General features: G+C 53.0%; 22 protein-coding genes and 1 pseudogene. 9 read left to right on the forward strand and 14 right to left on the reverse strand.

The features are described from left to right. Window positions 1-988: 988 nt before the first annotated feature. A pseudogene (locus tag ABD892_RS24050) lies at window positions 989-1,150 on the forward strand (IS3 family transposase); the annotation flags it as partial. Window positions 1,151-1,280: 130 nt separating this feature from the next. On the opposite strand, the gene rplT reads toward ABD892_RS24050, so the two are convergent. The 5 genes from rplT to ABD892_RS24075 all read right to left on the reverse strand — a co-directional run bounded on the left by rplT (window position 1,281) and on the right by ABD892_RS24075 (window position 5,709). Beyond that, a complete protein-coding gene (gene rplT / locus ABD892_RS24055; RefSeq protein WP_345198805.1) occupies window positions 1,281-1,637 on the reverse strand; it encodes a 50S ribosomal protein L20 in 357 nt (118 codons plus the stop codon). 42 nt (window positions 1,638-1,679) lie between these two features. Further along, window positions 1,680-1,871, reverse strand: coding sequence for a 50S ribosomal protein L35 (rpmI, locus tag ABD892_RS24060; RefSeq protein ID WP_211824155.1), 192 nt, complete (start codon window positions 1,869-1,871; stop codon window positions 1,680-1,682). 142 nt (window positions 1,872-2,013) lie between these two features. Further along, on the reverse strand, window positions 2,014-2,565 hold the full coding sequence (gene infC / locus ABD892_RS24065) for a translation initiation factor IF-3 (RefSeq protein WP_425559350.1): 552 nt from the start codon (window positions 2,563-2,565) through the stop codon (window positions 2,014-2,016). A gap of 9 nt (window positions 2,566-2,574) precedes the next feature. Beyond that, entirely contained in the window at window positions 2,575-4,509 is a 1,935-nt protein-coding gene (gene thrS / locus ABD892_RS24070) for a threonine--tRNA ligase (protein ID WP_345198807.1), read from the reverse strand. Window positions 4,510-4,773: 264 nt separating this feature from the next. Further along, a complete protein-coding gene (locus ABD892_RS24075; RefSeq protein WP_345198808.1) occupies window positions 4,774-5,709 on the reverse strand; it encodes a substrate-binding domain-containing protein in 936 nt (311 codons plus the stop codon). Window positions 5,710-5,977: 268 nt separating this feature from the next. On the opposite strand from ABD892_RS24075, the gene mnmH reads away from it, so the two are divergent. Next, window positions 5,978-7,093, forward strand: a complete 1,116-nt coding sequence (gene mnmH / locus ABD892_RS24080; RefSeq protein ID WP_345198809.1) for a tRNA 2-selenouridine(34) synthase MnmH — start codon at window positions 5,978-5,980, stop codon at window positions 7,091-7,093. A 73-nt stretch (window positions 7,094-7,166) separates the two neighbouring features. On the opposite strand, the gene ABD892_RS24085 is transcribed toward mnmH, so the two are convergent. The 3 genes from ABD892_RS24085 to ABD892_RS24095 all read right to left on the reverse strand — a co-directional run bounded on the left by ABD892_RS24085 (window position 7,167) and on the right by ABD892_RS24095 (window position 10,593). Next, entirely contained in the window at window positions 7,167-7,499 is a 333-nt protein-coding gene (locus tag ABD892_RS24085) for a DMT family transporter (RefSeq protein WP_345198811.1), read from the reverse strand. Further along, on the reverse strand, window positions 7,499-7,909 hold the full coding sequence (locus ABD892_RS24090) for a DMT family transporter (protein WP_345198812.1): 411 nt from the start codon (window positions 7,907-7,909) through the stop codon (window positions 7,499-7,501). Before ABD892_RS24090 ends, ABD892_RS24085 begins: the two co-directional genes overlap by 1 nt. Window positions 7,910-8,184: 275 nt before the next feature. After that, entirely contained in the window at window positions 8,185-10,593 is a 2,409-nt protein-coding gene (locus ABD892_RS24095) for a CRTAC1 family protein (RefSeq protein WP_345198813.1), read from the reverse strand. Window positions 10,594-10,746: 153 nt separating this feature from the next. Between ABD892_RS24095 and ABD892_RS24100 the strand changes: the two genes are divergently transcribed. The 3 genes from ABD892_RS24100 to ABD892_RS24110 all read left to right on the forward strand — a co-directional run bounded on the left by ABD892_RS24100 (window position 10,747) and on the right by ABD892_RS24110 (window position 13,768). Next, the gene (locus ABD892_RS24100; RefSeq protein WP_345198814.1) at window positions 10,747-11,898 is read left to right on the forward strand and encodes a MalY/PatB family protein; all 1,152 of its coding nucleotides are present in this window, start codon (window positions 10,747-10,749) and stop codon (window positions 11,896-11,898) included. Between the two features lie 80 nt (window positions 11,899-11,978). After that, complete coding sequence (gene tsaA / locus ABD892_RS24105; RefSeq protein WP_345198815.1) at window positions 11,979-12,722, forward strand: tRNA (N6-threonylcarbamoyladenosine(37)-N6)-methyltransferase TrmO; 744 nt, start codon at window positions 11,979-11,981, stop codon at window positions 12,720-12,722. A 134-nt stretch (window positions 12,723-12,856) separates the two neighbouring features. After that, window positions 12,857-13,768 carry a hypothetical protein gene (locus ABD892_RS24110; protein WP_345198817.1) on the forward strand — a complete coding sequence of 304 codons (912 nt, stop codon included), beginning with the start codon at window positions 12,857-12,859 and terminating at the stop codon, window positions 13,766-13,768. 14 nt (window positions 13,769-13,782) lie between these two features. Here the strand turns inward: ABD892_RS24110 and ABD892_RS24115 are convergent, their stop codons facing one another. From ABD892_RS24115 to rbsD, 6 genes are all read right to left on the reverse strand, one after another. Then, on the reverse strand, window positions 13,783-14,799 hold the full coding sequence (locus ABD892_RS24115; RefSeq protein WP_345198819.1) for a substrate-binding domain-containing protein: 1,017 nt from the start codon (window positions 14,797-14,799) through the stop codon (window positions 13,783-13,785). Between the two features lies 1 nt (window position 14,800). Then, the gene (rbsK, locus tag ABD892_RS24120; RefSeq protein ID WP_345198820.1) at window positions 14,801-15,730 is read right to left on the reverse strand and encodes a ribokinase; all 930 of its coding nucleotides are present in this window, start codon (window positions 15,728-15,730) and stop codon (window positions 14,801-14,803) included. An 80-nt stretch (window positions 15,731-15,810) separates the two neighbouring features. Further along, window positions 15,811-16,722: a ribose ABC transporter substrate-binding protein RbsB gene (rbsB, locus tag ABD892_RS24125; RefSeq protein ID WP_345198822.1), complete on the reverse strand. Its 912-nt coding sequence runs from the start codon at window positions 16,720-16,722 to the stop codon at window positions 15,811-15,813. Window positions 16,723-16,828: 106 nt separating this feature from the next. Then, a complete protein-coding gene (rbsC, locus tag ABD892_RS24130) occupies window positions 16,829-17,839 on the reverse strand; it encodes a ribose ABC transporter permease (protein ID WP_345198823.1) in 1,011 nt (336 codons plus the stop codon). 14 nt (window positions 17,840-17,853) lie between these two features. Next, a complete protein-coding gene (rbsA, locus tag ABD892_RS24135) occupies window positions 17,854-19,368 on the reverse strand; it encodes a ribose ABC transporter ATP-binding protein RbsA (protein WP_345198824.1) in 1,515 nt (504 codons plus the stop codon). After that, window positions 19,368-19,787 (reverse strand): D-ribose pyranase, encoded by a 420-nt coding sequence (gene rbsD, locus ABD892_RS24140; RefSeq protein WP_345198826.1) that lies wholly within the window; start codon window positions 19,785-19,787, stop codon window positions 19,368-19,370. The genes rbsA and rbsD overlap by 1 nt, the downstream gene beginning before the upstream one ends. A gap of 164 nt (window positions 19,788-19,951) precedes the next feature. Here rbsD and ABD892_RS24145 point away from each other — a divergent pair, with 164 nt between their 5' ends. The 4 genes from ABD892_RS24145 (at window position 19,952) to ABD892_RS24160 (ending at window position 22,713) form a co-directional block, all read left to right on the forward strand. Beyond that, entirely contained in the window at window positions 19,952-20,254 is a 303-nt protein-coding gene (locus ABD892_RS24145; RefSeq protein WP_345198827.1) for a YheU family protein, read from the forward strand. Window positions 20,255-20,256: 2 nt separating this feature from the next. Beyond that, window positions 20,257-20,679, forward strand: a complete 423-nt coding sequence (locus ABD892_RS24150; RefSeq protein WP_345198829.1) for a cereblon family protein — start codon at window positions 20,257-20,259, stop codon at window positions 20,677-20,679. A gap of 173 nt (window positions 20,680-20,852) precedes the next feature. Then, on the forward strand, window positions 20,853-21,989 hold the full coding sequence (gene iadA, locus ABD892_RS24155; RefSeq protein WP_345198830.1) for a beta-aspartyl-peptidase: 1,137 nt from the start codon (window positions 20,853-20,855) through the stop codon (window positions 21,987-21,989). 187 nt (window positions 21,990-22,176) lie between these two features. Beyond that, on the forward strand, window positions 22,177-22,713 hold the full coding sequence (locus tag ABD892_RS24160) for a hypothetical protein (protein ID WP_345198831.1): 537 nt from the start codon (window positions 22,177-22,179) through the stop codon (window positions 22,711-22,713). Window positions 22,714-22,778 lie beyond the last annotated feature (65 nt).

The raw sequence follows: 22,778 nt of genomic DNA on the forward strand, positions 1-22,778 counted from the left end.
AAATCAGGCTCGCCAATACGTAAGGTGACGGGGGTGTTCAAGTAGACCAGAATCGGTGTTCAAGTAAACCAGAATATGCAAATACGTCTCTTGATGCTATCCATGGCCGACCTCTTCCATCAGCCCTGACAGATAGTGGTGGAATAAAGGGCTCAATATAGTCCCATTGGCTATCGGTAAGATCAGTAGACATAAACATACAAGCTCAAATTAACTTGCATTATAGGCGACCATATTAATCTTTTATGAGATGGCTTCTATCATTCGCCGAAATTCCAAGCCCTGAATCTGACATAGGAAACCAGTATCCCGTCAGCAACCAAGAAGTTGGGATTCCGGGAGTCCCAGCTCTACGCATGGCAATCCGCAGCACCAGGCTAGAATAACTACAGCTGAGGAGCATGAAATGCTAAAAAAGGCGACCACCAAACTTCGCGAAGAACCTAAAATAGAGCGATTCCGCTTTATGCTCAGGAACAGGAGTCGGCTTTCTCTGGTCAGGATGTCTTCTGTTCTACGAGTCTCGCGAAGTGTGTACAACCGCGGGAAGAATCCGTCATAAATCCAGTCATCGCGCTGCCAAACAGCAGCTCCGTGACGGGTTGATTCTAGGCGCTTTCCGGCAGATTAAGTCCCGTGCTGGTGCTCGCCGTATTCAGAAAGAACTCGTGGATGCTGGGAAGTCTTGCTGTATCAAAACCATTCAGGACAGCATAAAACGACAGAGCCTGGCTCCCAAAGCGGCTCTTACGATGGACAGCAAGCACACATTGCCTGTTGCGCCTAACTTGCTCAAGCGAGACTTTTCAGCCTTATCCACATGAAGAGTGATCCTCGAACTCACCTGTATGTTACGAAAAGAACTGCAGAAGGTCGTCGTACAAAACGGGAAATTCAGCGCTGCCTGAAACGGTATATCGATCGAGAAGTGCTCCCGATAATCCTGCAAGACCTGAAGTCCATTTCGTCAGCCTGACATAGGAGCGTCAACGCTTGCATAGAGAGTTTTTTCCACTCATTGAAAGTTGAGGCTATACATCATAAGCCAATGATGAATCGGGCACGGATGCGGAAGGTTGTGTTTGAATACATTAAAGTCGATTACAACCGAGCCCGCCGACACAGTTCATTGGGATATATAACTTCCTGAAATTCGAGTTGGCAAAAGCAGCTTATGCGGATGACCATTTTTACAGCTTTAGATCAGAAAGCTTATGACAATAAAAAAGGGAGAGCTGGCGGACTCTCCCTTTTTCGTGTGCTGACGTAACCGTGTGCCGTTAGGCCAGGGCGCCCTTGGCGCGCTCTACGATCTGAGTGAATGCACCCTTCTCGTGAACAGCCAGATCAGCCAGAACCTTACGGTCGATTTCGATGTTGGCCTTCTTCAGCCCCGCAATCATGCGGCTGTAGGTCAGACCGTTTGCACGGGCGCCGGCGTTGATACGGGCGATCCACAGTGCGCGGAACTGACGCTTGCGCTGACGACGGTCACGGTAGGCATACTGGCCAGCCTTGGTAACCGCCTGCTTGGCTACGCGAAATACTCGTGAACGAGCGCCGTAGTAACCTTTGGCCTGCTTCAGAACTTTCTTGTGACGACGACGGGCGACGACACCACGTTTAACACGTGCCATAGCTTAACTCTCCAAAAACCTTAAAACTGAACAAAAAGACAATTAGACGCGAAGCATCCGCTCAACCAGCGGCTTGTCCGCAGGGCACACCAGATTGGTGCCACGCAGCTGACGCTTACGCTTGGTGGTCATCTTGGTCAGGATGTGGCTCTTGAAGGCTGACTTACGCTTGAAACCGCTGGCGGTTTTCTTGAAGCGCTTGGCAGCTCCGCTTTTGGTCTTCATCTTAGGCATTGCTAAAACTCCGCATTTGGGCGATCGGTCACACTTCCGGGGAAGGGTTAACCCGATGCCGATTTGAGTAAAAAAACAAAGTTTTCCGGAAAAAGGAAACCTGCCCGACCGTGAGACCGGACAGGTTTACCGGTTTACCGAATTACTTTTTCTTTCGGGGTCCAAGGATCATGATCAGTTGACGGCCTTCCATCTTCGGACGCTGTTCCACGACACCCACTTCTTCCAGGTCCTTTTCAACCCGGTTGAGGAGTTCCATGCCCAGCTCCTGGTGAGCCATCTCCCGACCGCGGTATCGCAGCGATACCTTGGCCTTGTTGCCCTCTTCAAGGAAACGTATCAGGTTGCGCAGTTTTACCTGATAATCCCCTTCTTCAGTCCCTGGACGGAATTTAACTTCCTTCACCTGGGTCTGCTGCTGCTTCTTCTTGGCAATTGCTTTCTGTTTCTTTGTTTCGTACAGATGCTTGCCATAATCCATGATTTTACAGACCGGTGGCTCGCTGGTCGCGTTGATTTCCACCAGGTCCAGTCCAGCACTAACGGCCTGCTCAAGAGCGTCACGGAATGCGACTATGCCGACCTGCTGGCCATCAGCGCCTATCAGACGTACTTCTTTTGCACGAATATTCTGATTAATCGGTGCAGCAGGTGCCTGCCGCCGATCCCGTGGGTTAGGACGTTTAATTGCTATATCTCCTGTTTATGCGTCGGAAGCCGTCGCTACACGGCCACGTCTGGCAATCTCTGCCGCCAGCATTCCCTGGAATGCTTCGATCGTCATGGAACCGAGATCTTCCCCGGAGCGCGTACGGACGGCGACAGTGCCGGATTCTACTTCCTTATCCCCTACAACAACGAGATAAGGTACACGTTCAATCGTGTGCTGGCGGATTTTAAAGCCGATCTTCTCATTTCTCAAGTCCGCTTTTACCCGGAAACCCTGTTCTTTAAGGGTTTTTTCCAGCTCAGTGACATAACCGGCCTGTGCATCCGTGATGTTCAGTACCGCGACCTGCACGGGCGCCAGCCAAACCGGGAACCGGCCTTCATAGTGTTCAATCAAGATACCGATGAAGCGCTCAAAGGAACCCAGGATTGCACGGTGCAGCATGACAGGGGTCTTGCGCTCACCATCTTCATCGACGTACTCAGCGCCCAGTCGGCCCGGCATGGAGAAATCCACCTGCACGGTACCGCACTGCCAGACACGACCCAGGCAATCCTTCAGGGAGAACTCAATCTTAGGACCGTAGAACGCACCTTCACCGGGCAGTTCTTCCCAGGGCAAACCTTTCGCATCCAGCGCTTCGGCCAGTGCTTTTTCTGCCTTATCCCAGCTTTCATCGGAACCAACCCGTTTCTCCGGGCGGGTAGAAAGCTTGTAGATCAGGTTCTCAAAGCCAAAGTCATCGTAGACTTCATGCAGGAAGTCGATGAAATCAGACACTTCGTTCTGGATCTGGTCTTCAGTCACGAAGATATGCGCATCATCCTGAACAAAACCACGTACACGCATTATGCCGTGCAACGCACCGGACGGCTCATTACGGTGACAGGAACCGAATTCCGCCAGACGCAACGGCAGATCACGGTAGCTGCGCAGCCCCTGATTGAACACCTGCACGTGGCAGGGGCAGTTCATCGGCTTGATGGCAAAGTCGTGGTTTTCGGAACTCGTTGTGAACATATCGTCCTTGAACTTGTCCCAGTGCCCGGACTTTTCCCACAGACTGCGATCAACAACCTGCGGCGTCTTGATCTCCAGGTAACCGTGATCACGCTGCTTCTGGCGCATGTACTGCTCCAGCACCTGATAGATGGTCCAGCCGTTCGGATGCCAGAACACCATGCCCGGCGCTTCTTCCTGCAGGTGGAACAGATCCAGTTTCTTCGCCAGCTTACGGTGATCCCGTTTTTCCGCTTCTTCAATGCGCTTGATGTACGCCTTCAGGTCTTTCTTGTCACCCCAGGCAGTACCGTAGATACGGGTCAACATCTTGTTCTTATTGTCGCCCCGCCAATAAGCACCGGCCAGCTTGGTCAGTTTGAACGCTTTAAGGAAACGGGTGTTGGGCACGTGGGGACCACGGCACATATCCACGTATTCTTCATGGTGGTAGAGACCGACCTGCTCAACGGAATCATCCATCTCGTCGATGATTTCCATCTTGTAGGATTCACCACGCGCTTCAAAAATACGGCGGGCTTCTGCCTTCGGTGTCCACTTCTTGATCACGTCGTAGCTTTTGCTGATCAGATCCTGCATCCGCTTTTCCAGCACCTGCAGGTCTTCCGGCGTGAAAGGCTCATCGGTATCGATGTCGTAATAGAAACCTTCCTCAATCACAGGGCCGATCGCCATTTTAGCATTCGGGCGCAGCTGCTTGATCGCATGGCCAATCAGGTGGGCACAGGAATGGCGAATAATCTCCAGACCTTCCGGATCACGCGGGGTGATGATTGCGAGCTCAGCATCGTCGCTGATGGTTTCACAGGCATCCATCAACTGGCCGTTCACACGGCCGGCCAGGGTGGACTTGGCCAGGCCGGGACCGATATCGGCAGCCACGTCCATGATGGTCAGAGGATTATCGTATTGGCGCTTGCTACCGTCAGGAAGGGTAATTACGGGCATCAGGAGTCCTTACTGTTATCAGTGGCGACCCGTACCAAGGGCCGCATGAGGCTCAACGTTTTGCCTGCCGATATAATAACTGTTACCTGAAGCATCACACTCACAGGCCACAAAATAATAAAAACAATTCAATCAGACAGGCAGGCATTCAAAAGAAGTTGTTATACGGGCTGCAGATAAATTGTCAACCACAAACCCGCGAATCGGAAATAGTACCACGACCTTCTGCCATGTGCCCTGCAAAAAAAAACGGTTGGGGCACCGCTACCAGAAGTAACGCACCTTTCGGCTCATGCCCGGCGATGGATAGCGATCCATATTCTCAACGGTCACCAGTGCTACCGGCGTGTACTGGTTGCCCTTGCAATTACCCATGACTTTATTGATACCGTAGATACCCTGCTTCTCAGGGAACCATTCCACGGTCGCCAACAGCTGACCATTGCGCAACCAGGGGCGCGCTGACGCCAGGTTATCAAAACCCGTCACCACAATACGGTTTTGCCGACCTGCCGCCTCAATGGCCATCAGGGCACCAACCGCCATATTGTCTCCGGCGGCAGCGATTCCTTTCAGGTTCGGGTATTTTTTCAACCACCCAGCAACGATCGCTTCTGCCCGGTCCTGCTGCCAGCCCGCAGCCTCTATGGCGACCACTTTCAACCCTGCCGTTTTGAGGGCATGCCGAAACCCCGTCACTCGCTCAAAGGAACTGGTATCCCCCGGCCGTCCCGCCAGTATGGCCACCTGATCGCCCTTTGATAGACGACCAGCCAGTAATTCTGCCACGTCTTTTGCAGCCGCCCGGTTATCCGGACCCACCCAGGGAATGACCAGCTGCTTATTGCCCATCAACCGGGTATCCAGACGACTGCCGATATTGACGACACACACACCCTGCTTCCTGGCCTGGAGCAGTTCAGGCAATAATGCCTGACCATCGGCGGGCGCCAGAACGATACCCGACACATGGCCAGCCAGTAATTGCCGTAAGAAAGCGCGCTGCACGGCAACATCTCCTTCCTGCAAAGCACCACCGGCATTGAGACGAAAAGGTGGCTGGCCAGACTGCTGGTAAGTTCTCGCCGTATTTTCTACCGATTGGTAGAACTGACCATCCAGACCATGCAAAACCAACCCGATCACCGGTTGCGGTTCGACGTTTTTCCCTGCGGATGGCTGTCCATGATCGACAGCCATGGCTTCAGCGCTGCAATAAAGACATATAGCCAGCGTGTACCTGCTGATGAACCTCATCACTTTCTCACACCAGGCTTGCTCAGGAGCTTACAGTGTAGCCTGCAAATCAACAGACAAGCCGCTAACACGCGTTGACTGTCGTATTAAACCGTTGGAAGTCATGCCCCTGAACACGTGTTTTCTAAACTGCCGCTGCCTTTTGTCCGTATAGTGTATTATCCCGCTACTGATACAATGCCCACACCATGATCATTGCTGACCTGAATAAATGAGCCAAAAACGCCCGAACACTGACAATTACCTGGATATTTTCCTGAACGACCGCCCTCTCATGGACGTCCGTGCACCGGTGGAATTCAGCAAAGGTGCGTTTGCCCATTCAACCAACCTGCCATTGATCAATGACCGGGAACGGGAACAGGTTGGCATCCGCTACAAACACGAAGGACAGGCCGCCGCCATTGCCCTGGGCAATGAACTGGTATGCGGCAAGGAACGTGATGCACGAATAGAAGGTTGGATGCAGCATGTCCAGACTAATCCGGAGGGCTACCTCTATTGTTTCCGTGGCGGGTTGCGCTCGCATACCGTGCAGGCCTGGCTTCGGGAACAGGGTATCGACTATCCGCTGGTCACAGGCGGTTACAAAGCCCTGCGCCGATTCCTGATTGATGAAATGGAAAAGTCCATCAGTCAGTGTCGTTTTTTCATCCTGAGCGGTAAAACCGGCACAGGTAAAACAAGACTACTGATAACCCTTCCTGGCCATGTCGACCTGGAAGGCATAGCCAACCACCGGGGATCCAGCTTCGGACGCCGCATTGGTGGCCAGCCCAACCAGATTGATTTTGAAAACGCCCTCTCTGTCGCGCTGCTGAAAGAACGGCACTTCAGAACGGGCACAGTCATCCTGGAAGATGAAAGCAAGCTGATTGGCCGTTGCAGCCTCAGCCAGGAATTCCGGGAAAAGATGCAGCTCGCACCCATTCTGCTTTTGGAAGAAGATCTTGAGTACCGCGTGCAGATTACCCTTGAAGAATACGTAGAAGAAAATCTCAAAGAGAATATTGCGGCTTATGGGGAAGAAGGCTTCGAGCGTTATGCCGAGGCGCTACTGGCCAGCCTGGACAGGATTCGCAAGCGCCTGGGCGGTGCCCGGCACCAGGAGCTACGCGCCATCATGGAACAGGCGCTGACAGAACAGCGTAATGGTTCCATTGAGCGTCACAGGGAGTGGATTCGCACCCTGCTGGCAGACTATTACGACCCCATGTACGAGTATCAGCTAGACAACAAGCAAGGCGAAGTCGTACTGAAAGGCGATCGTCATACCATTCATGAGTGGGTGATGCAGAACCTGCCCCATCAAAACGCAGCCGCATAAGCGACGAAAGACGTACTGCGTCACTTGCGCAGTACGTCTCTACAGAACACCGTTCAGATCATTATCATCCGATCTAGATGGCCAGCTTCATGGCCACCAGCCCTCCCAGCGTAAACGCAATACCCAGCACTTTCACCGGGTGCAAGGTCTCATTGAAAAACAACCGACCAATGATCGCTGTTGCAATAATTCCGAGCCCACCCCAGACCGCATAGGCAACACTGAGATCAATATGGCGTATGGCGAGAGCCAAAAAACCAAACGCTGCAATCTGAACCACCATCACAGCTACTGCCAGCAGCTTGTGACGGAATCCGTCAGAAAGTTTGGTCATGACATTGCCCAATACATCACACGCTGAGGCTGCGACAACCAGCATCAAGGCAATAACAGGCACATTATTCATTATGCAGCCCCCTCCATGCGCATGGCTGACGTAGGCATGTCTCTGGAATGCCTACCCAATGAGCTACTGTTGTCGTCAGACGTTTCCGCCAACTTTTCCCCAAGGTTCATTAACACCAGTCCGGTCAGCAAACAGCCGATGGCAACCAGCTTCCATACTGAAAAGGTTTCGTGAAAGAACAGCCAGGAGATTCCACTGATCAACAACAGCCCAACCCCTTCCCACATGGTGTAAGCCAGCGCCAGGGGGATTTTTCGCACCGCCTGCGCCAAACAGTAATAAGAGAGTGAAATAAGAACCGCCATGGCGCCATAACCCAGCCAGGGATTCTGTTCCGCCGCAAGCTTCATAAACGAGGTGCTGGCCACTTCGGTCACAATCGCCGCCAGCAGCATAAGCCAGTAATACATGATGACACCTGCGTCACACAGTGGTTAATTGTTTTGAGCGAATAAAAGAAACGGCAGGTAAGCCTGCAAGGCTTATCCACCCGGTGAGCAGGCGGTGAGCTAAAGTTCTGAGCGCCAGTAGCGTTCAGCTTTGTGAAAGGCGAGAAGATTGTACATCCAACACATACTCAATCAGTGAATGGGTAACCCCATTGATGCAGAGCCTAACCGCTCCGATCAAACACTGCAATGGCGGGGAATACGGTAAAAACACCCGCCTTGATTGCCATGAAAGATCAACGTCGTTTACCCACCTGCAGAATAGCCGGAGGCTTAGCCCACAGCACCCGGTATTTGCCTGTGCGTTGTGAAACCTCGATTTCCTGGTTCGCATCGAGGTTTTCTATCACCGTTTCCTGCAGTTTCCGGTTAGGCCAGCGAATAACGATTTTATCCACCGCTGAGTGCTTGGCCAGCCCAAAGTGCAGCACGAGGGAATTCGTTGCACCAAACTGTCCGCCGGACTGCACTTCCTTCACCTGCAACATATCATCGGCATAGAGCGTTACCCTCGCACCGACCGCCATGGCATTGGTATCCGGCAGTTCCGCCTTCAGCTTGATTCTCAACCAGTGATTATCATTACCCTTGTTGCGCAATAACAGGCTGGGCCAGAGATCCCCGGGCGCTGCGCCACCATTATTGGTCGCCACATCCAGGAAACCATCATGGTCAAAATCGGTAAACGCGGAACCATGGCCTTTGCCAAACAGCGACAACATCTCAAACGGCGTAATGTTGGTGAAGGTATCGTCACCATTGTTTTCATAAAACAGGAAAGGCTCTGCCTGCTGCATGTAGGGCCCACCGGCGCCAAACAACAAATCTTCATAGCCGTCATTATTCCAGTCACCATGATTGGAACCCATCATGCCTAACGGGATAAACCGGGAAGATTCAGCAATATTGGTAAATGTGCCGTCACCGTTATTTTTGAAGATCGTGGTGGCTGAACGCCATTCCCGCTCAGAATACCCTTCATCCGCCAGTAAGTTGCTGCACGTGCAGATAGGACCAAATCCCCACTTCTCATCAGACGACACCACATACTGCCCGGCAAACAGATCCATATGGCCGTCATTGTTGTAATCGAACATAAAGGACATATAACCTTTCTGGCCTAACTGCTCGCCTAAACCGGCCTCTTCGCTGACATCAGTGAAGGTCCCATCCCGGTTATTGCGGTAGAGCCACTTCGCATCCCACCCCTGGGCCCAGATATCCGGCCAGCCATCATTGTCATAATCACCGAAACTGATGCCTACTGTCGCTTTTGTCCTGAGACCGGCACGGACAGTGGTGTTTTCATACGTACCATCGCCCCGATTCCGGTACAGACGATTCGGCCCCCAGTTATCGGCAATGACGATGTCGAGATAACCGTCGAGATCATAGTCTGACCAGGCCACCACCATACCGGAACCTTCGTTATGAGCGAGTCCTGATGACTTCGTGACATCTTTAAAGGTCAGGCTACCCATGTTTTTGAGTACCTGGGTCGGGCCGGGGCCATCGTAGTTGCAACAATGCCTGAACAGATCCGGTCGTCCATCGTTATCCATATCACCCGCACTGAAAATGATCGGGCTGCCAAGGTTGGCCACAAGGTCTTCTGCCGGTATCTTGCGAAAGGCTTTTCCCTGCAGGTTCTTATAAACTTGGGGCGGCATGTATTTGCGTTCCCAGACCAGCTCATCCCAGTTGTCATTATCCAGATCAATGAACGAGATGGACCCAGTGCCTCCCCAGCGATCAATACCCATCGCCTCCGTAACATCTTCAAACGGAAATGACTCCCAATCCCGGTAGGGAAAGAGGGAGCGAATAGAGGATTTTTCGAAAATACCGGAATCGGGTTCATCCAGAAAACGCCGTCCCTGTAATCCCAGTTCAATCAACATCACATGCCAGCGCGTATCCAACACTGAGTCGGTCAATAAACGGTTGGCACGTACGCCATAGGGATACGCTTCCCGATATTGTCCCAGCCGGAAATAGGCCTGACTGATAGCAAAAATGATTGAGCCGTTCTGTTCTGCTACCGGGCTGTACTGACCTGATGGTCCATACAATGCCAGTACTGTCTTGAACTCCCCAAGGTACATCAGCAACCAAACATAATTTTCCAGAGCCTTAACCTGATCAGTGTTGGGTAACTGTTCAATGTACGCTGCAATTTTCTTCTGCAGGACATCGCGCCGTGCATAGTAATCCGCCTCATGCATGAAGCAGATAATGCCCGGGAAAGGCTCATCCCGGACAACAATCTTACTGATGATCGTGCGGATATAATATGCATCAGCATTCCCCCCCTCGGCACTGGCCGCTTTACAGTCATCGTAGAGTTCCGTCGGGAAAAAATTCAGTGATTTCGGCGTCCTGGGGAGATCCGCAGTATTGACAGTGGCAACCGTACCAATCAGAAAAGGATCATCCCAGTCGTTATGATTGACCACAGGGGCAACTATCGATTCGGACGGATTGAGAAAACCATCACCCGACGACACGGTGGTACTACCCGACTCTACCTCGACATGCGCATGATCTTCATGCGCCCTGACTTCAGGAGTCACGCACAGCACTGATAACAGACAACCGACAATAAATAAAAGGCAGCGACGACCGGCCACAGGGTAATCATCCATGAACACACCTTATCCTTGGAGCATTGAGTATCAATGTTATTAAAGCAGTCTACGGGTAAAGGGGCATACCTATAACATTCGTGACCCTGTCCCCGCTGCAGGGTTAGAATCCCAGCCAACAACAAAACCGCCCGCATCAGGATCACGGCAATCATGACAACACTATTCGATCAGGTGGTGGATCGCACCCAGACCAACAGCTTGAAATGGGATCGTTACCATGGGCAGGATATCCTGCCCATGTGGGTGGCCGATATGGACTTTCGTTCACCACCGGAAATCATCGCGGCACTCCACGAACGTATTGAGCATGGCGTATTCGGCTACACCCATGCCAGTGAAACACTGATACAACGGGTGGTAGACCGGCTGCAGAACCTGTACGACTGGCGAATCGAACCGGACTGGCTGGTCTGGTTACCCGGTACAGTCTGCGGCCTGAACATTGCCGTACGCGCCGTCGCCGCAGAAGGTGAGACAGTAGCCACACCTGTACCGGTGTATTACCCCTTTCTACTGGCACCACCGCAAGGCGGTCGTCGCATGATCAGCGTTAACTGGCGCCAGGGAGATAATGGCTGGTACCTGGATCTGGATGAACTGGAAGGTCGGATTACCAGTGACACCCGCCTGTTCATGCTCTGCAACCCCCAGAACCCCAATGGCCGTGTCCTGACCCGGGAAGAATTGCAGGCTATTGAAGTGTTCTGTCGTCGACACGACCTGGTAGTCTGTTCCGACGAAATCCACTGCGACCTGATACTGGACCGGCAACGAGAGCACATCCCCTATGCCAGCCTGAGCGATTTCAGCTCGGAACGTTCCATCACACTGATGGCACCGTCCAAAACATTCAATATTGCCGGTCTGGCCTGCGCCTTTGCCGTGATTCCCGATCCTGAACTCCGTAAGCAGTTCAGCAAGACGAAAGCCGGTATCGTTCCTTCTGCCGACGGTATGATCACCGGGTATACGGCTGCAGAAGCGGCTTATACCCACGGCGAGCCCTGGCGCCTGGCGCTGCTGGATTACCTTCGCGACAATCACGACTACCTGATGCAAACCATCAACGAGATGCCAGGCCTGTCCATGCAACCGCTGGAAGCAACCTACCTGGCCTGGATCAACGTAGCCGAACTGGGACTGAAAGATCCGAAAGGATTCTTTGAGCAGCACGGCGTCGGTTTGTCGCCCGGTGCACAGTTCGGTGATCCCGACTACCTGCGCCTGAATTTCGGCTGCCCGAGAAGTCAACTGGAGCAAGCCCTGGAACGCATGCATGCGGCAGTGACGAAACACAGGTAGGACTGTCTCGTAGTGTCCCGGCCCTGCTTTCACAGTATGCTGGGATATTCTTTTGTATTCATGCTGGTAGCAGGATAGCCGTGCAACAACCTTCGTCTTCCCTTTACACCCTTGAACCCATTGGCATCATCCATTCCTGCTATCGGGAAAAATTTGGCATTCCGCGTCAACCCGGGCTTGCGACCGCTGCAACCGCCTGCATTGAACTGCTACCGCCGTTCAACCGACCAGAAGCGGTTCAGGGGCTGGAAGGCTTTTCCCATCTCTGGTTACAGTTCATTTTCCACCAGACACTGGCGGAAGGCTGGCGACCCACCATCCGTCCTCCACGGCTGGGGGGTGAAACCCGGGTCGGCGTTTTTGCCAGTCGCTCGACCCATCGCCCCAATGGCCTGGGACTCTCGGTCGTCAGGCTCAAGGGCATTGATACGCAAAACGGCAAGGTCATCCTTGAACTGGAAGGCAGCGATCTGCTCAATGGCACACCGATTGTCGATATCAAACCTTACCTGCCCTGGGCGGATGCCGTGGCTGAGGCTGAGTGCGGATTTGCACCTGAGCCACCGCAGATCCGGGAAGTCCGCTTTACACCGGAAGCCACACTCGACTGCGAGGCATACGAGAAGCTCACGGGTCGCCCCCTAGCAACGCTCGTCACACAAGTGCTTTCACAAGACCCACGTCCGGCCTACCTTCAGCGTCGACCGGGCCGCAACCACGGCATACAACTCTGGGACCAAAACATTCGCTGGCAGGCCAATGACGACCACTTCCTGGTTACGGCCATTGAATCCGTCGAGTTATTGCACGAAAGTACGGCATAATCTTTCGACCTGTGGCTGGATAAGGTACAGTTAGCGAAACCTGTCACTGACGAAGCAGATCGGTTGTGTCTAATCCTGACCGTCAGTGACTGACAATAATAAGAAACCTGTCTTGAGACAGGTCGGATTTGACTATGAAAGAAGCCATACTCTCAACCCTGCTCGTTGTCACTGCCGGACTCAGTGGCTGTGCCTCGGTTAACTCCTCATCAACAACAGCCTCAATGCAAACACCCGCAGCTTCAGAAGCCCATGCTGAAGAGGAACTGAAAGATTTCGCTTATTACTCGCGACCTGCGCGAAATAGCCTGAAAGCGGTTGGCCGCTCCATCTACTGGCTCTTTGACAGCTCCGCCAGCCTGATTGGTAGTGGACTGAGCGCCACCCGTGATGCGATTCCTGAAACCGTCCGGACGACAGTCTCCGATGGCACCGCCAAGACAACAGAATTGACCAAAGACGGCGCGCTTTATGCCCTGTCCCTGATGCCGGATGATATCCATCCGTTACTGCCGGATGAAGTGGTCCGCAGCATCCCCGCCCCTTCAGAACCCGAAAAAGCCAATCCAACAACGTTGCCGGAGCAGGGACAGGCAATGGTCTACGTGATTCGCCCCCACTTCACCGGCGTGCTGAACCATTTCGAGGTTTACCTCAACGGCAAGGATGAAGAAGACCGGATAGGCTATACCCAGCATTATGAATACCTGGCATTTCCTGTTGAGCCCGGCCGTCACACGATCTATTCCAAAGGAGAAAACTGGTCTGATATCGGTATTCAGCTGCGCGAGGGGGAGTTTATCTTCCTGGAACAGAGAGCCAGCCGTGGACTTTTCCTCAGTAATCAAACCCTGGAAAGTCTGCCTCTGGATAAAGCGCGTACCTACCTGGCCTTTACGGAACCCGGCACACTGGTGAGTGGTGAGACGATGCCGGACTATCGGCGTAATGCGTTACACCTGTTCGCTACGGCCACGGAACGAACAGGTAAACGCCTGGACGAGGCGACTGCAGCCATTACTGAAACACTGTCATTCAACGAATGAATAACGGAAGTTTTTCAGTGGGAACGCTGCTCGCTGACAGGCACCGTTCCCCGCTTCACCAACTCTGGTTCAATAACCACTGAACACTCACACCCACCGCTTCCGGCAATTGCCGTGATTAATGTCTCTGCCGCTACCTGTCCCATTTTTTCGCCTGATTGTCGAATGGTCGTCAACGGCGGACTGGTATAGGCGGTCAGGGCAATATCATCGTAACCCACCAGTGCGATATCGTCGGGGATACGCAAACCCTGCTCCTGGATAGCACGCATTGCCCCCATGGCCATCAGATCATTTGCGGCAATCACCGCATCCGGCCGTTCGGGCAGATCCAATAACTGACGCATGGCAGAATAGCCGGATTCGCAATCAAGATCCCCGTCGACAACCCAGCTGTCGGGTATGCCAACGCCCTGCTCCGCAACGGCATGCCTGACCCCCTTCAAGCGCTCCTCCGTCACGGGATGGCGGGCCGTATAACCAATGAAGCCAATCTCACGCCGCCCCTGCGCGAGCAGACAATGGGCCGCTTGATAACCGCCCTTAATGGAGTCCCCCTTGACACGTAACGCTTTAACGCCAGCGATATCGGTATCCAGCAGTAAGAGAGGCATCTCACTGAGCGTTGACAGCTGTTGCCGTAACAAGGGTGTATCGGCAATGGAAAGCAGAATCAGGCCATCGACACGACGCTCAACCAACGACTGCAGGCAAGCCAGCTGCCGCTGTTCATCATTCGCCGTATTACTGAGCAGCAACTGGTAACCCTGGCGATAACAGGCATCCTCAACACCCTGCACCACCTCCGCAAAAAACGGGTTGGCGCTCCGGGTCACCAGCATTCCCAGCGTACGGGTGCGACTCTGCTTGAGACTGCGTGCCACCGCGCTGGGCGCGTAGTGCAACCCAGCCACAGCAGACATTACCTTTTCCGCTGTATCCGGACTGACAAACCGTGTCCCATTCAGTACATGCGATACCGTGGAGATCGACACCCCCGCGACTTTCGCAACATCCTTGATCGTCGCCATATCAGCGCTTGGTGCCAGCGACGAGTTTTTCGACTTCGTCCCGGGAAGGGATAGAGGGTTGTGCACCGTGCCGAGTCACAGACAACGCGGCGGCGGCATTCGCAAAATTGGCCGCTTTGTCCAGGCTTTCCCCATGAGACAGGGCTACCAGCATGGCGCCATTGAACGTATCGCCTGCAGCCGTGGTATCCACTGGCGTGACAGAATAGCCTTCCACCAGACGACCATTGCCTTCTTCTGAAATCCAGACACCCTGGCTACCCAGGGTAATGACGACCGTCTCGATACCCATGGCATGCAGTTTACCCGCCGCTTCCGCAGCACCCACTACATCATTTACCGAAATACCGGTGAGTAATTCCGCTTCTGTCTGGTTTGGGGTAATCATATCAACGCGCGTCAACAGCTCATCTGGCAAGGCTTTGGCGGGTGCCGGATTCAGCACCACCTTTACGCCTGCGTTATGGGCAATTTCCACCGCTTCGAGCAAACCGTCCAGCGGCGTTTCGAGTTGCATCAGCAGGTAATCGCTGCCGGCAATTAACGCCTGCTGTGCCTGTACCCGACGGGTCGTCAGTTTGGCATTCGCACCCGGGGCAATCACAATGCAATTCTCTGCCTGGCTATCCACACAGATCAGCGCTACACCCGTCATTTGATCAGCTACCTGGCACACAGCCTGGGTATCGATACCATCTGCTTTGAAACGCTGGATCATCACCGCGCCAAAGGCATCATCACCAACACAGGCGATAAAGGCCGTCTGTCCACCCAGTCGTGCACAGGCCACCGCCTGGTTCGCCCCTTTGCCGCCGGGGATCACTTCGTAGTCCTTGCCGGCCACCGTTTCACCCGGCTTGGGCAAGCGCGGGACACGCACCAGATGGTCAGCATTCACACTGCCAAGGACCAGAATTTTCTTGCTGCTCATTGTTCCGTTTCCTGGATACAAAAAAGCCGGCGTCTGTCAGGAGTACACCCTGACCATCACCGGCCTGATATCAATGACAATCAGTTGGCAATCAGTTGCAATTCAACCGGTGTATAGGCGTTGACATTCTTACCATGCAGAACCTTGTCCGCTGTCGCGACAGCCACTTCACCAATCATGTCGGCCTGCTGAGCGACCGTTGCCGCCATCTCACCGCTGGCCACGGCCCGGACACCATCTTCGGTACCATCAAAACCGACCACCATGACATCCATTTGCTGCGCTTCCACCGCACGCAGTGCACCCAGCGCCATTTCGTCATTCTGGGCAAAAATTGCTTTCACATCAGGATTGGCTTCCAGCAGGTTTTCCGCCACATTCAGACCTTTGGTCCGGTCAAAGTCAGCGGGCTGACTGGCCACCACTTCTACAGACGTGCCACCCAGGGATTGCATGAAACCCTGACCGCGCTCACGGGCAGCGGAGGTACCGGGAATACCTTCCAGCTGTATGACTTTGCCGTTACTGCCAATTTTCTCCACAATATAACGGCCAGCCATTTCACCGCCGGCAGTATTGTCCGATGCCACGTGGGACGCCACCTTGCCGCCGGTCGCACCGCGGTCAAGGGTGATAACCGGCACATTACGGTTATTCGCCAACCGTACGGCACTGGTCGCAGCATCGGAATCCACCGGATTCAGCAACACCAGATCTACATTTTTCACCAGCAGGTCTTCAACATTGGTCATTTCCCGGCTGGAATCATTCTGTGAATCCAGCACCAGCAGTTGATAACCCAGCTCCTGCGCTTTCTTTTCCGCCCCTTCTTTCAAGGTGACAAAAAACGGGTTATTCAGGGTCGACACCACCAGTGCCAGGGTCTTGGGCTGATCTGCAGATTCAGCAGAAGCATTCTTGTCACTGTCCTGCTGGTTACAACCCGCCAGGATAAAGAGTGATGCCAGAACAACAGATAACAGTTTTTTCATCGTATCCAGAACAGCCCGGGGCTGTACTCCTCCGTCTAGTGAAAAGCCTTCAGAAACACATTCCTCCACCGCTCAGGTGACGGGAATGCGTATCAGTGATCCAGCGTCATGCCTTTTTACCCGTCCGGGTATCCACCAGGACGGCCAGCAGAATCACAGCCGCCTTGGCGATCATCTGGTAGTAAGACGACACGTTTAGCATATTCAGGGCGTTGTTGAGGATACCGATGATCAATGCCCCCACCAGCGTACCCATGATTCGTCCCCGACCTCCAGCCAGACTGGTGCCCCCCAATACCACGGCGGCAATAGCATCCAGTTCATAACTGGCGCCCGCCGTTGGCTGGGCAGAAGAGAGACGGGCTGTGACAATAACCCCCGCCAGTGCTGACAGGGCACCGCTGATGCCATATACCGCCAGCTTGATCCGGTTCACATTGATACCGGACAGACGGGTCGCCTCCTCATTGCCTCCCAATGCATAGACATAACGACCCAGACGGGTGTGATTCAACACATACCAGGCAACTGCAAAGACGATAGCGATCAGGTAAATAGGCAGCGGAATGCCAAGGAAATACCCGGTACCCAGCCAGGAAAACGCATCGGCTGTAGCCGAGAATCCTGTCGAAATCGGACGTCCATCGGTGTATACCATGGTCACGCCACGCAAGAGGGTCATGGTCACCAGCGTGGCAATAAACGGCTGCACACCGCCACGAGCCACTATCAGTCCGCTACCGCAGCCCAGCATCGCACCCAGCGCCAACGTTGCTGTCAACGCAAGGACGATATTCACGTCCATACCGATCAACGTCGCACAGACAGCACCACTGAGCGCCAACACTGAACCCACTGAGAGGTCGATACCGCTGGTCAGGATGACAAACGTCATACCCACGGCAATGATGGCATTAACCGACGTCTGTCGCAGGATATTCAGCAGGTTATCCACGGTAAAGAAGCTGGGACTGAACAGCGAGACCACCAGCATGAAAACCAGCAACGCGATCAACGACTTGTTGTCATACAGAAACTGACGACTGCAGACACGCTCACGCAGCCGTGTCACCAGGTTTTTTGAAGGGTCGGCCATCGCCATTGTTTTACTACTCATAATACTCTCGACATTCACAGCGCTTGCGTGCGACGGCCTACGGCGCACTGCATCAGTTTTTCCTGGTCTGCTTCGTGGTGATCAAATTCACCGGTCAGACTGCCATTGTGCATCACCAGAATCCGGTCGCTGATGCCCAGCACTTCGGGCAGATCAGACGACACAACTATGATGCTCATGCCCTTGCGCTTGAACTCATTAATCAGCTGGTAGATTTCCTTCCGGGCGCCTACATCCACGCCCCGGGTTGGTTCATCCAGAATCAGCACCCGTGGGTTATTCAACAGCCCCTTGGCAATCGCCACTTTCTGCTGATTGCCACCACTGAGGTTGCGGATCAACTGGCTGGACGACGGCGTTTTGATATTGAAGGAGCGAATGTAGTCGTTGACGCTGACCATTTCAGCGTCCAGATCAAGACGACGGGAACGACGGGTAAACTGCGCCAGTGATGAGAGGGTCATGTTCTCCCTGACGGGCAGATCCAGAACCAATCCATCGCCTTTGCGATCTTCAGAAACGTACACAATACCGTAGGACAGTGCATCAGCCGGACACCGGATAGACGCAGTCTTGCCCGCTACACGGACAACGCCCTCCGTATGCGGTCTGGCACCAAACAACGTGCGCATCAGCTCGGTTCGGCCCGCGCCCATCAGGCCGGAAATACCGAGTACTTCACCGGCACGTACGCCAAAATTGACATTATCCAAACCGGGACCATAGAGTCCCTCAACTTCCAGGACCCAATCACCGGCATCACACACCAGACGCGGGAACTGGTCCGTAATACTGCGTCCGACCATTTTTTCAATGATCATGTCTTCAGTCATATCCGTGACCGGTGCTTCACAGACAAACTCACCATCACGCAACACTGTGACATCGTCACAGATCTCAAAAATCTCTTTCAGGCGGTGGGAGATATACACAACCCCCCGCCCTTCTTCACGCAACTGACGGATCACCTTGAACAGACTTTCTGTTTCCGTATCGGTCAGTGCATCGGTCGGCTCATCCATGATGATGACCCGGGATTCCATGGAAAGCGCACGGGCAATCTCCACCATCTGCTGCACACCGATACTGAGCGTGCCCACAGGGGTGGTTGGATCAAGGCTCATATCGAGACGCTGCAGTAACGCAGCGGTATCCGCCAGCATTTTGCGACGGCTGATATGACCAAAGCGCCCGACAGGCTCACGACCCAGGAAGATATTTTCTGCAACAGACAATTCACCAATCAGGTTCAGTTCCTGGTGAATAATGGCAATGCCCTGATCCTGAGAGTCACGAGGGCCTTTGAAAACGGTTTCTTTACCCTGATAGGTCAGCGTGCCGGCATCCTTGCTGTAGATACCGGTCATGACCTTCATCAGGGTGGATTTACCTGCGCCATTTTCGCCGAGCAACGCCATCACGCGTCCGGGATAGACGCGCAGTGTCGCCTCATTCAGCGCCTTGACGCCGGGAAAGGTTTTCACGATTCCCGTCATTTCCAGGACAGGTTGCACACTTCTGACCGACATCAGAACACAACCCCGGATTTGAGGATGATGTTGGCATAAGGGGTGAATTCACCCGTGCGAACTATGCCCATCGACTCGTTGGTCGCTGCCTTGAAAGCCTCATGGGAGATTTTAAGCACCTCGACCAACTGTCCCTGATCAGAAGAAAGCTGACCGATACGGGACATCAGCGCCTGATACAACTCCGGACTGGTGCTTGCCATTTCTTCGGCAATGATGACGGATTCCACCTGCATTTCTGCCAGCAGAACCTCGAGGGTTTCCAGGAACCCCGGCACCCCTTCGGTAAGGGCCAGGTCGATACGGTGGCTGCCAGACGGAATCGGCAACCCGGCGTCGGCTACAGTCACAGACTGACCATGCCCCAGGGAGGCGATCAGCCCGGACAGTTCGGAATTGAGGAGTCTGCCTTTCTTCATGCGTTATCACGATACTGCAGTGATGAGAGAAAACGTTTACGCAAACGTTTTCCTGAATGGATGCGGACTATAAATCAGAGGCTTTTACTGCGCCATTGACGCAGATCAAAAAACAACAACACCAAACGCCAGCTAACGCGGTTACCAACAGATTCGAACAGCACATGAACACACAGGATAGTCGCTGCCTGACAGCCACGCCTTCTGATAGACTTCCCTTGTTATCACTCTATACAGACAGACTGACCATGATTATCCCGCCCAACATGCTGGAAGAAGCCACACTGAAAAGCCTGGTGGAGGAGTTCGTCACCCGTGATGGCACTGACAATGGCGATGATTCTTCGCTGCAGCAGCGGGTCAATGCGGTAATGAATCAACTCGCGCTGAAGCAGGTGTTGATCGTTTATGATGATATTACGGAAACAGCCAACATCGTTCCGGCAGACACCGTAGCAATGGCGTAAATATGGTATTGACCGGCAAACAGCATGTCCTTGAATGGATTAACCGGTTTCTCGACGGGGTAGAAGACGTCGTCAAGACACCGGTTAAAGACAGGGAAGAGGCATCAGAACAAGCAAAGAAACCACTGGTTTGCCGGTATTGCCTGAACCCAATCACAACAGAGGTCGCTGCCATCAGCATGGCCGGCCAGCATCGTCACAGCCAGTGCAATCCCCATGGCTACTTTTTTCACTTTGGCTGCTTCAGCGACGCACCGGGTTGCCGGATCATAGGTACCCCTGTCACCACGGACAGCTGGTTCAACGGCTACGCCTGGCAAATCGCTAACTGCGGTCATTGTCAGGTGCATCTGGGCTGGTACTTTTCCGGGCAGTCGCCAACGTTCTTCGGTTTATTGCATAACCGTTTAACACATACACCATAAACCCTTTCATATCCATAGCAGACCAACCGTCAATGACACACATCAGCACTTATGTACTTTGACATTGCCGGTTTGGCATCAACTCAATGGATTACGCACTTCCGTTCAGCCGATAGATCACAGATAGTCATAGCATCCGATAAAAAACATCCAGACTTGACGGGAAGCTGCCCATGTTCACGCTGTTGAAAAATGCCAATCTCTATGCACCGGAACCCATGGGAAAAAAGGATGTTCTGATCTGCCAGCATCTTATCGCCCATATCGCCGATGACATCGACAGCACAGGCCTGCCTGGCCCATGCGACATCATCGATCTGGAAGGCGCCATTCTCGCCCCCGGACTCATTGACCAGCATATCCACCTCATTGGCGGCGGCGGTGAGGGCGGATTCCACAGCCGTACACCTCAGGTCACCCTGTCCAAACTTGCCCAGGCCGGCATTACTACCGTAGTCGGCGTCATGGGAACGGATGGCACCACCCGCACGCAGCGGGATCTTTTTGCCAAAGCCAAGGCACTGGAAACCGAAGGCATTACCGCCTACATACACACCGGCTCGTATGAAGTGCCAACCCGAACCATCACCGGTGCGATCCGTGATGACCTGGTATTCCTCGATAATGTGCTAGGGGTCAAGATTGCACTCGCCGACCATCGCTGCTCATTTCCCACCACAGATGAACTGGCGCGCATTGTGTCCGACATCCGTATAGCCGGGATGATATCCGGCAAAAAAGGCCTGTTGCATATCCATATGGGTGAGCTGGAGCAGCCTTTCGCACAGATCAATGCCCTGCTTGATAAAGGCCTGGCTATCCAGCACTTCTCTCCAACCCATGTCAGCCGTGCACCGCATGTTTTTGATGAAGCGATCCAATTCGCCAAGCGTGGCGGCTTCATTGATATGACTCCGGATGCCAGTTATGCCGATCCTGTCGATTTGCTATATAAGGCGCTGGAGGCAGGTGTGCCCGCCAGCCAGATCACCTTTAGTTCTGATGGCAATGGCAGCATGCCGGTTTTTGATCAGTCAGGGACACTGACAGGCATCACGGCAGCTCCTGTAAACGCCTGCATCAAAACCCTGGAAAAGCTAAGGGATTCTGGCATGCCCTTTGAGAAAGCGATTCGTTTTTTTACTACACATGTCGCTTCCTCACTCGGTATCACCAAGGGAAGGATACAAAAAGGCTTTGATGCCGACGTTCTGGTAATGGACAACCATACAATGCCTATACACCTTTTCAGCAAAGGACAGCCCATGATTATCAATCAATCCCCCTGTAAAACAGGAACGTTTGAATAAATACACTTTTAATAATTTTATGTTATACATGGCGGCTGCACTGCAGTCGTCCAACCACATAAATATACTTAAAATTCAATAAGATAAAAGATATCCAGCCATAACATTAGATTGGGGAACTTAAAGGCTTCAAAGCTATCCAATAGAGTAAGAAAAGTTTAATTAAAAGCTGGAAGGAACCACCAAAATGGAAGCAACCCAAAGCACACCAGGCAGCAGCAATTATACAAACGGAATGGTTAATGGCGCACTTCTCGTCGTAGGCTCATACTTTGGCTTTCAAATCGCACCGTTTGCAACCGTGGCCCTCTTAACAGGGTTATATATTGGCGGAAACTCAAAATGTCAGGAAAAAATATCACGCACAGTGTCTGAGGTTTCCAGCAATGCCTACAACAAGGGCGCCGAACTTGTATCAGACACCGCAGAGAAGGCTTGGGAAAAGGGTAAAACAGCGGTATCTGACGCCACAACATACACCTGTGAAGCAGTATCCAGTATTGCCTCAAGTGCGATCAAACAAGGCTCCACAGCTCTGGCAAAAGCAGGTAATTCAGCAGCATCAGCCGCAACAAATGCCCTCAATTCAGCGATGAATAGTAGACAGGAACATTGCTGCGACCCTGAAACAATTGGCCTTCGTGAGACATCAGACTCTGACGGTTTTACTATTTATTACTTCTCAAATCAGGTGGCAAGAAATCTTCTAATGAGTATTACTTAACATCTTTTCTACAAATAGGCTGTTTCTGAAGCACCTGATCATTAGATATGATTACGACTTCAGAA

The sequence above is a fragment of the Kistimonas scapharcae genome (genome assembly GCF_039540975.1).
GTDB classification, from domain to species: Bacteria; Pseudomonadota; Gammaproteobacteria; order Pseudomonadales; family Endozoicomonadaceae; genus Kistimonas; species Kistimonas scapharcae.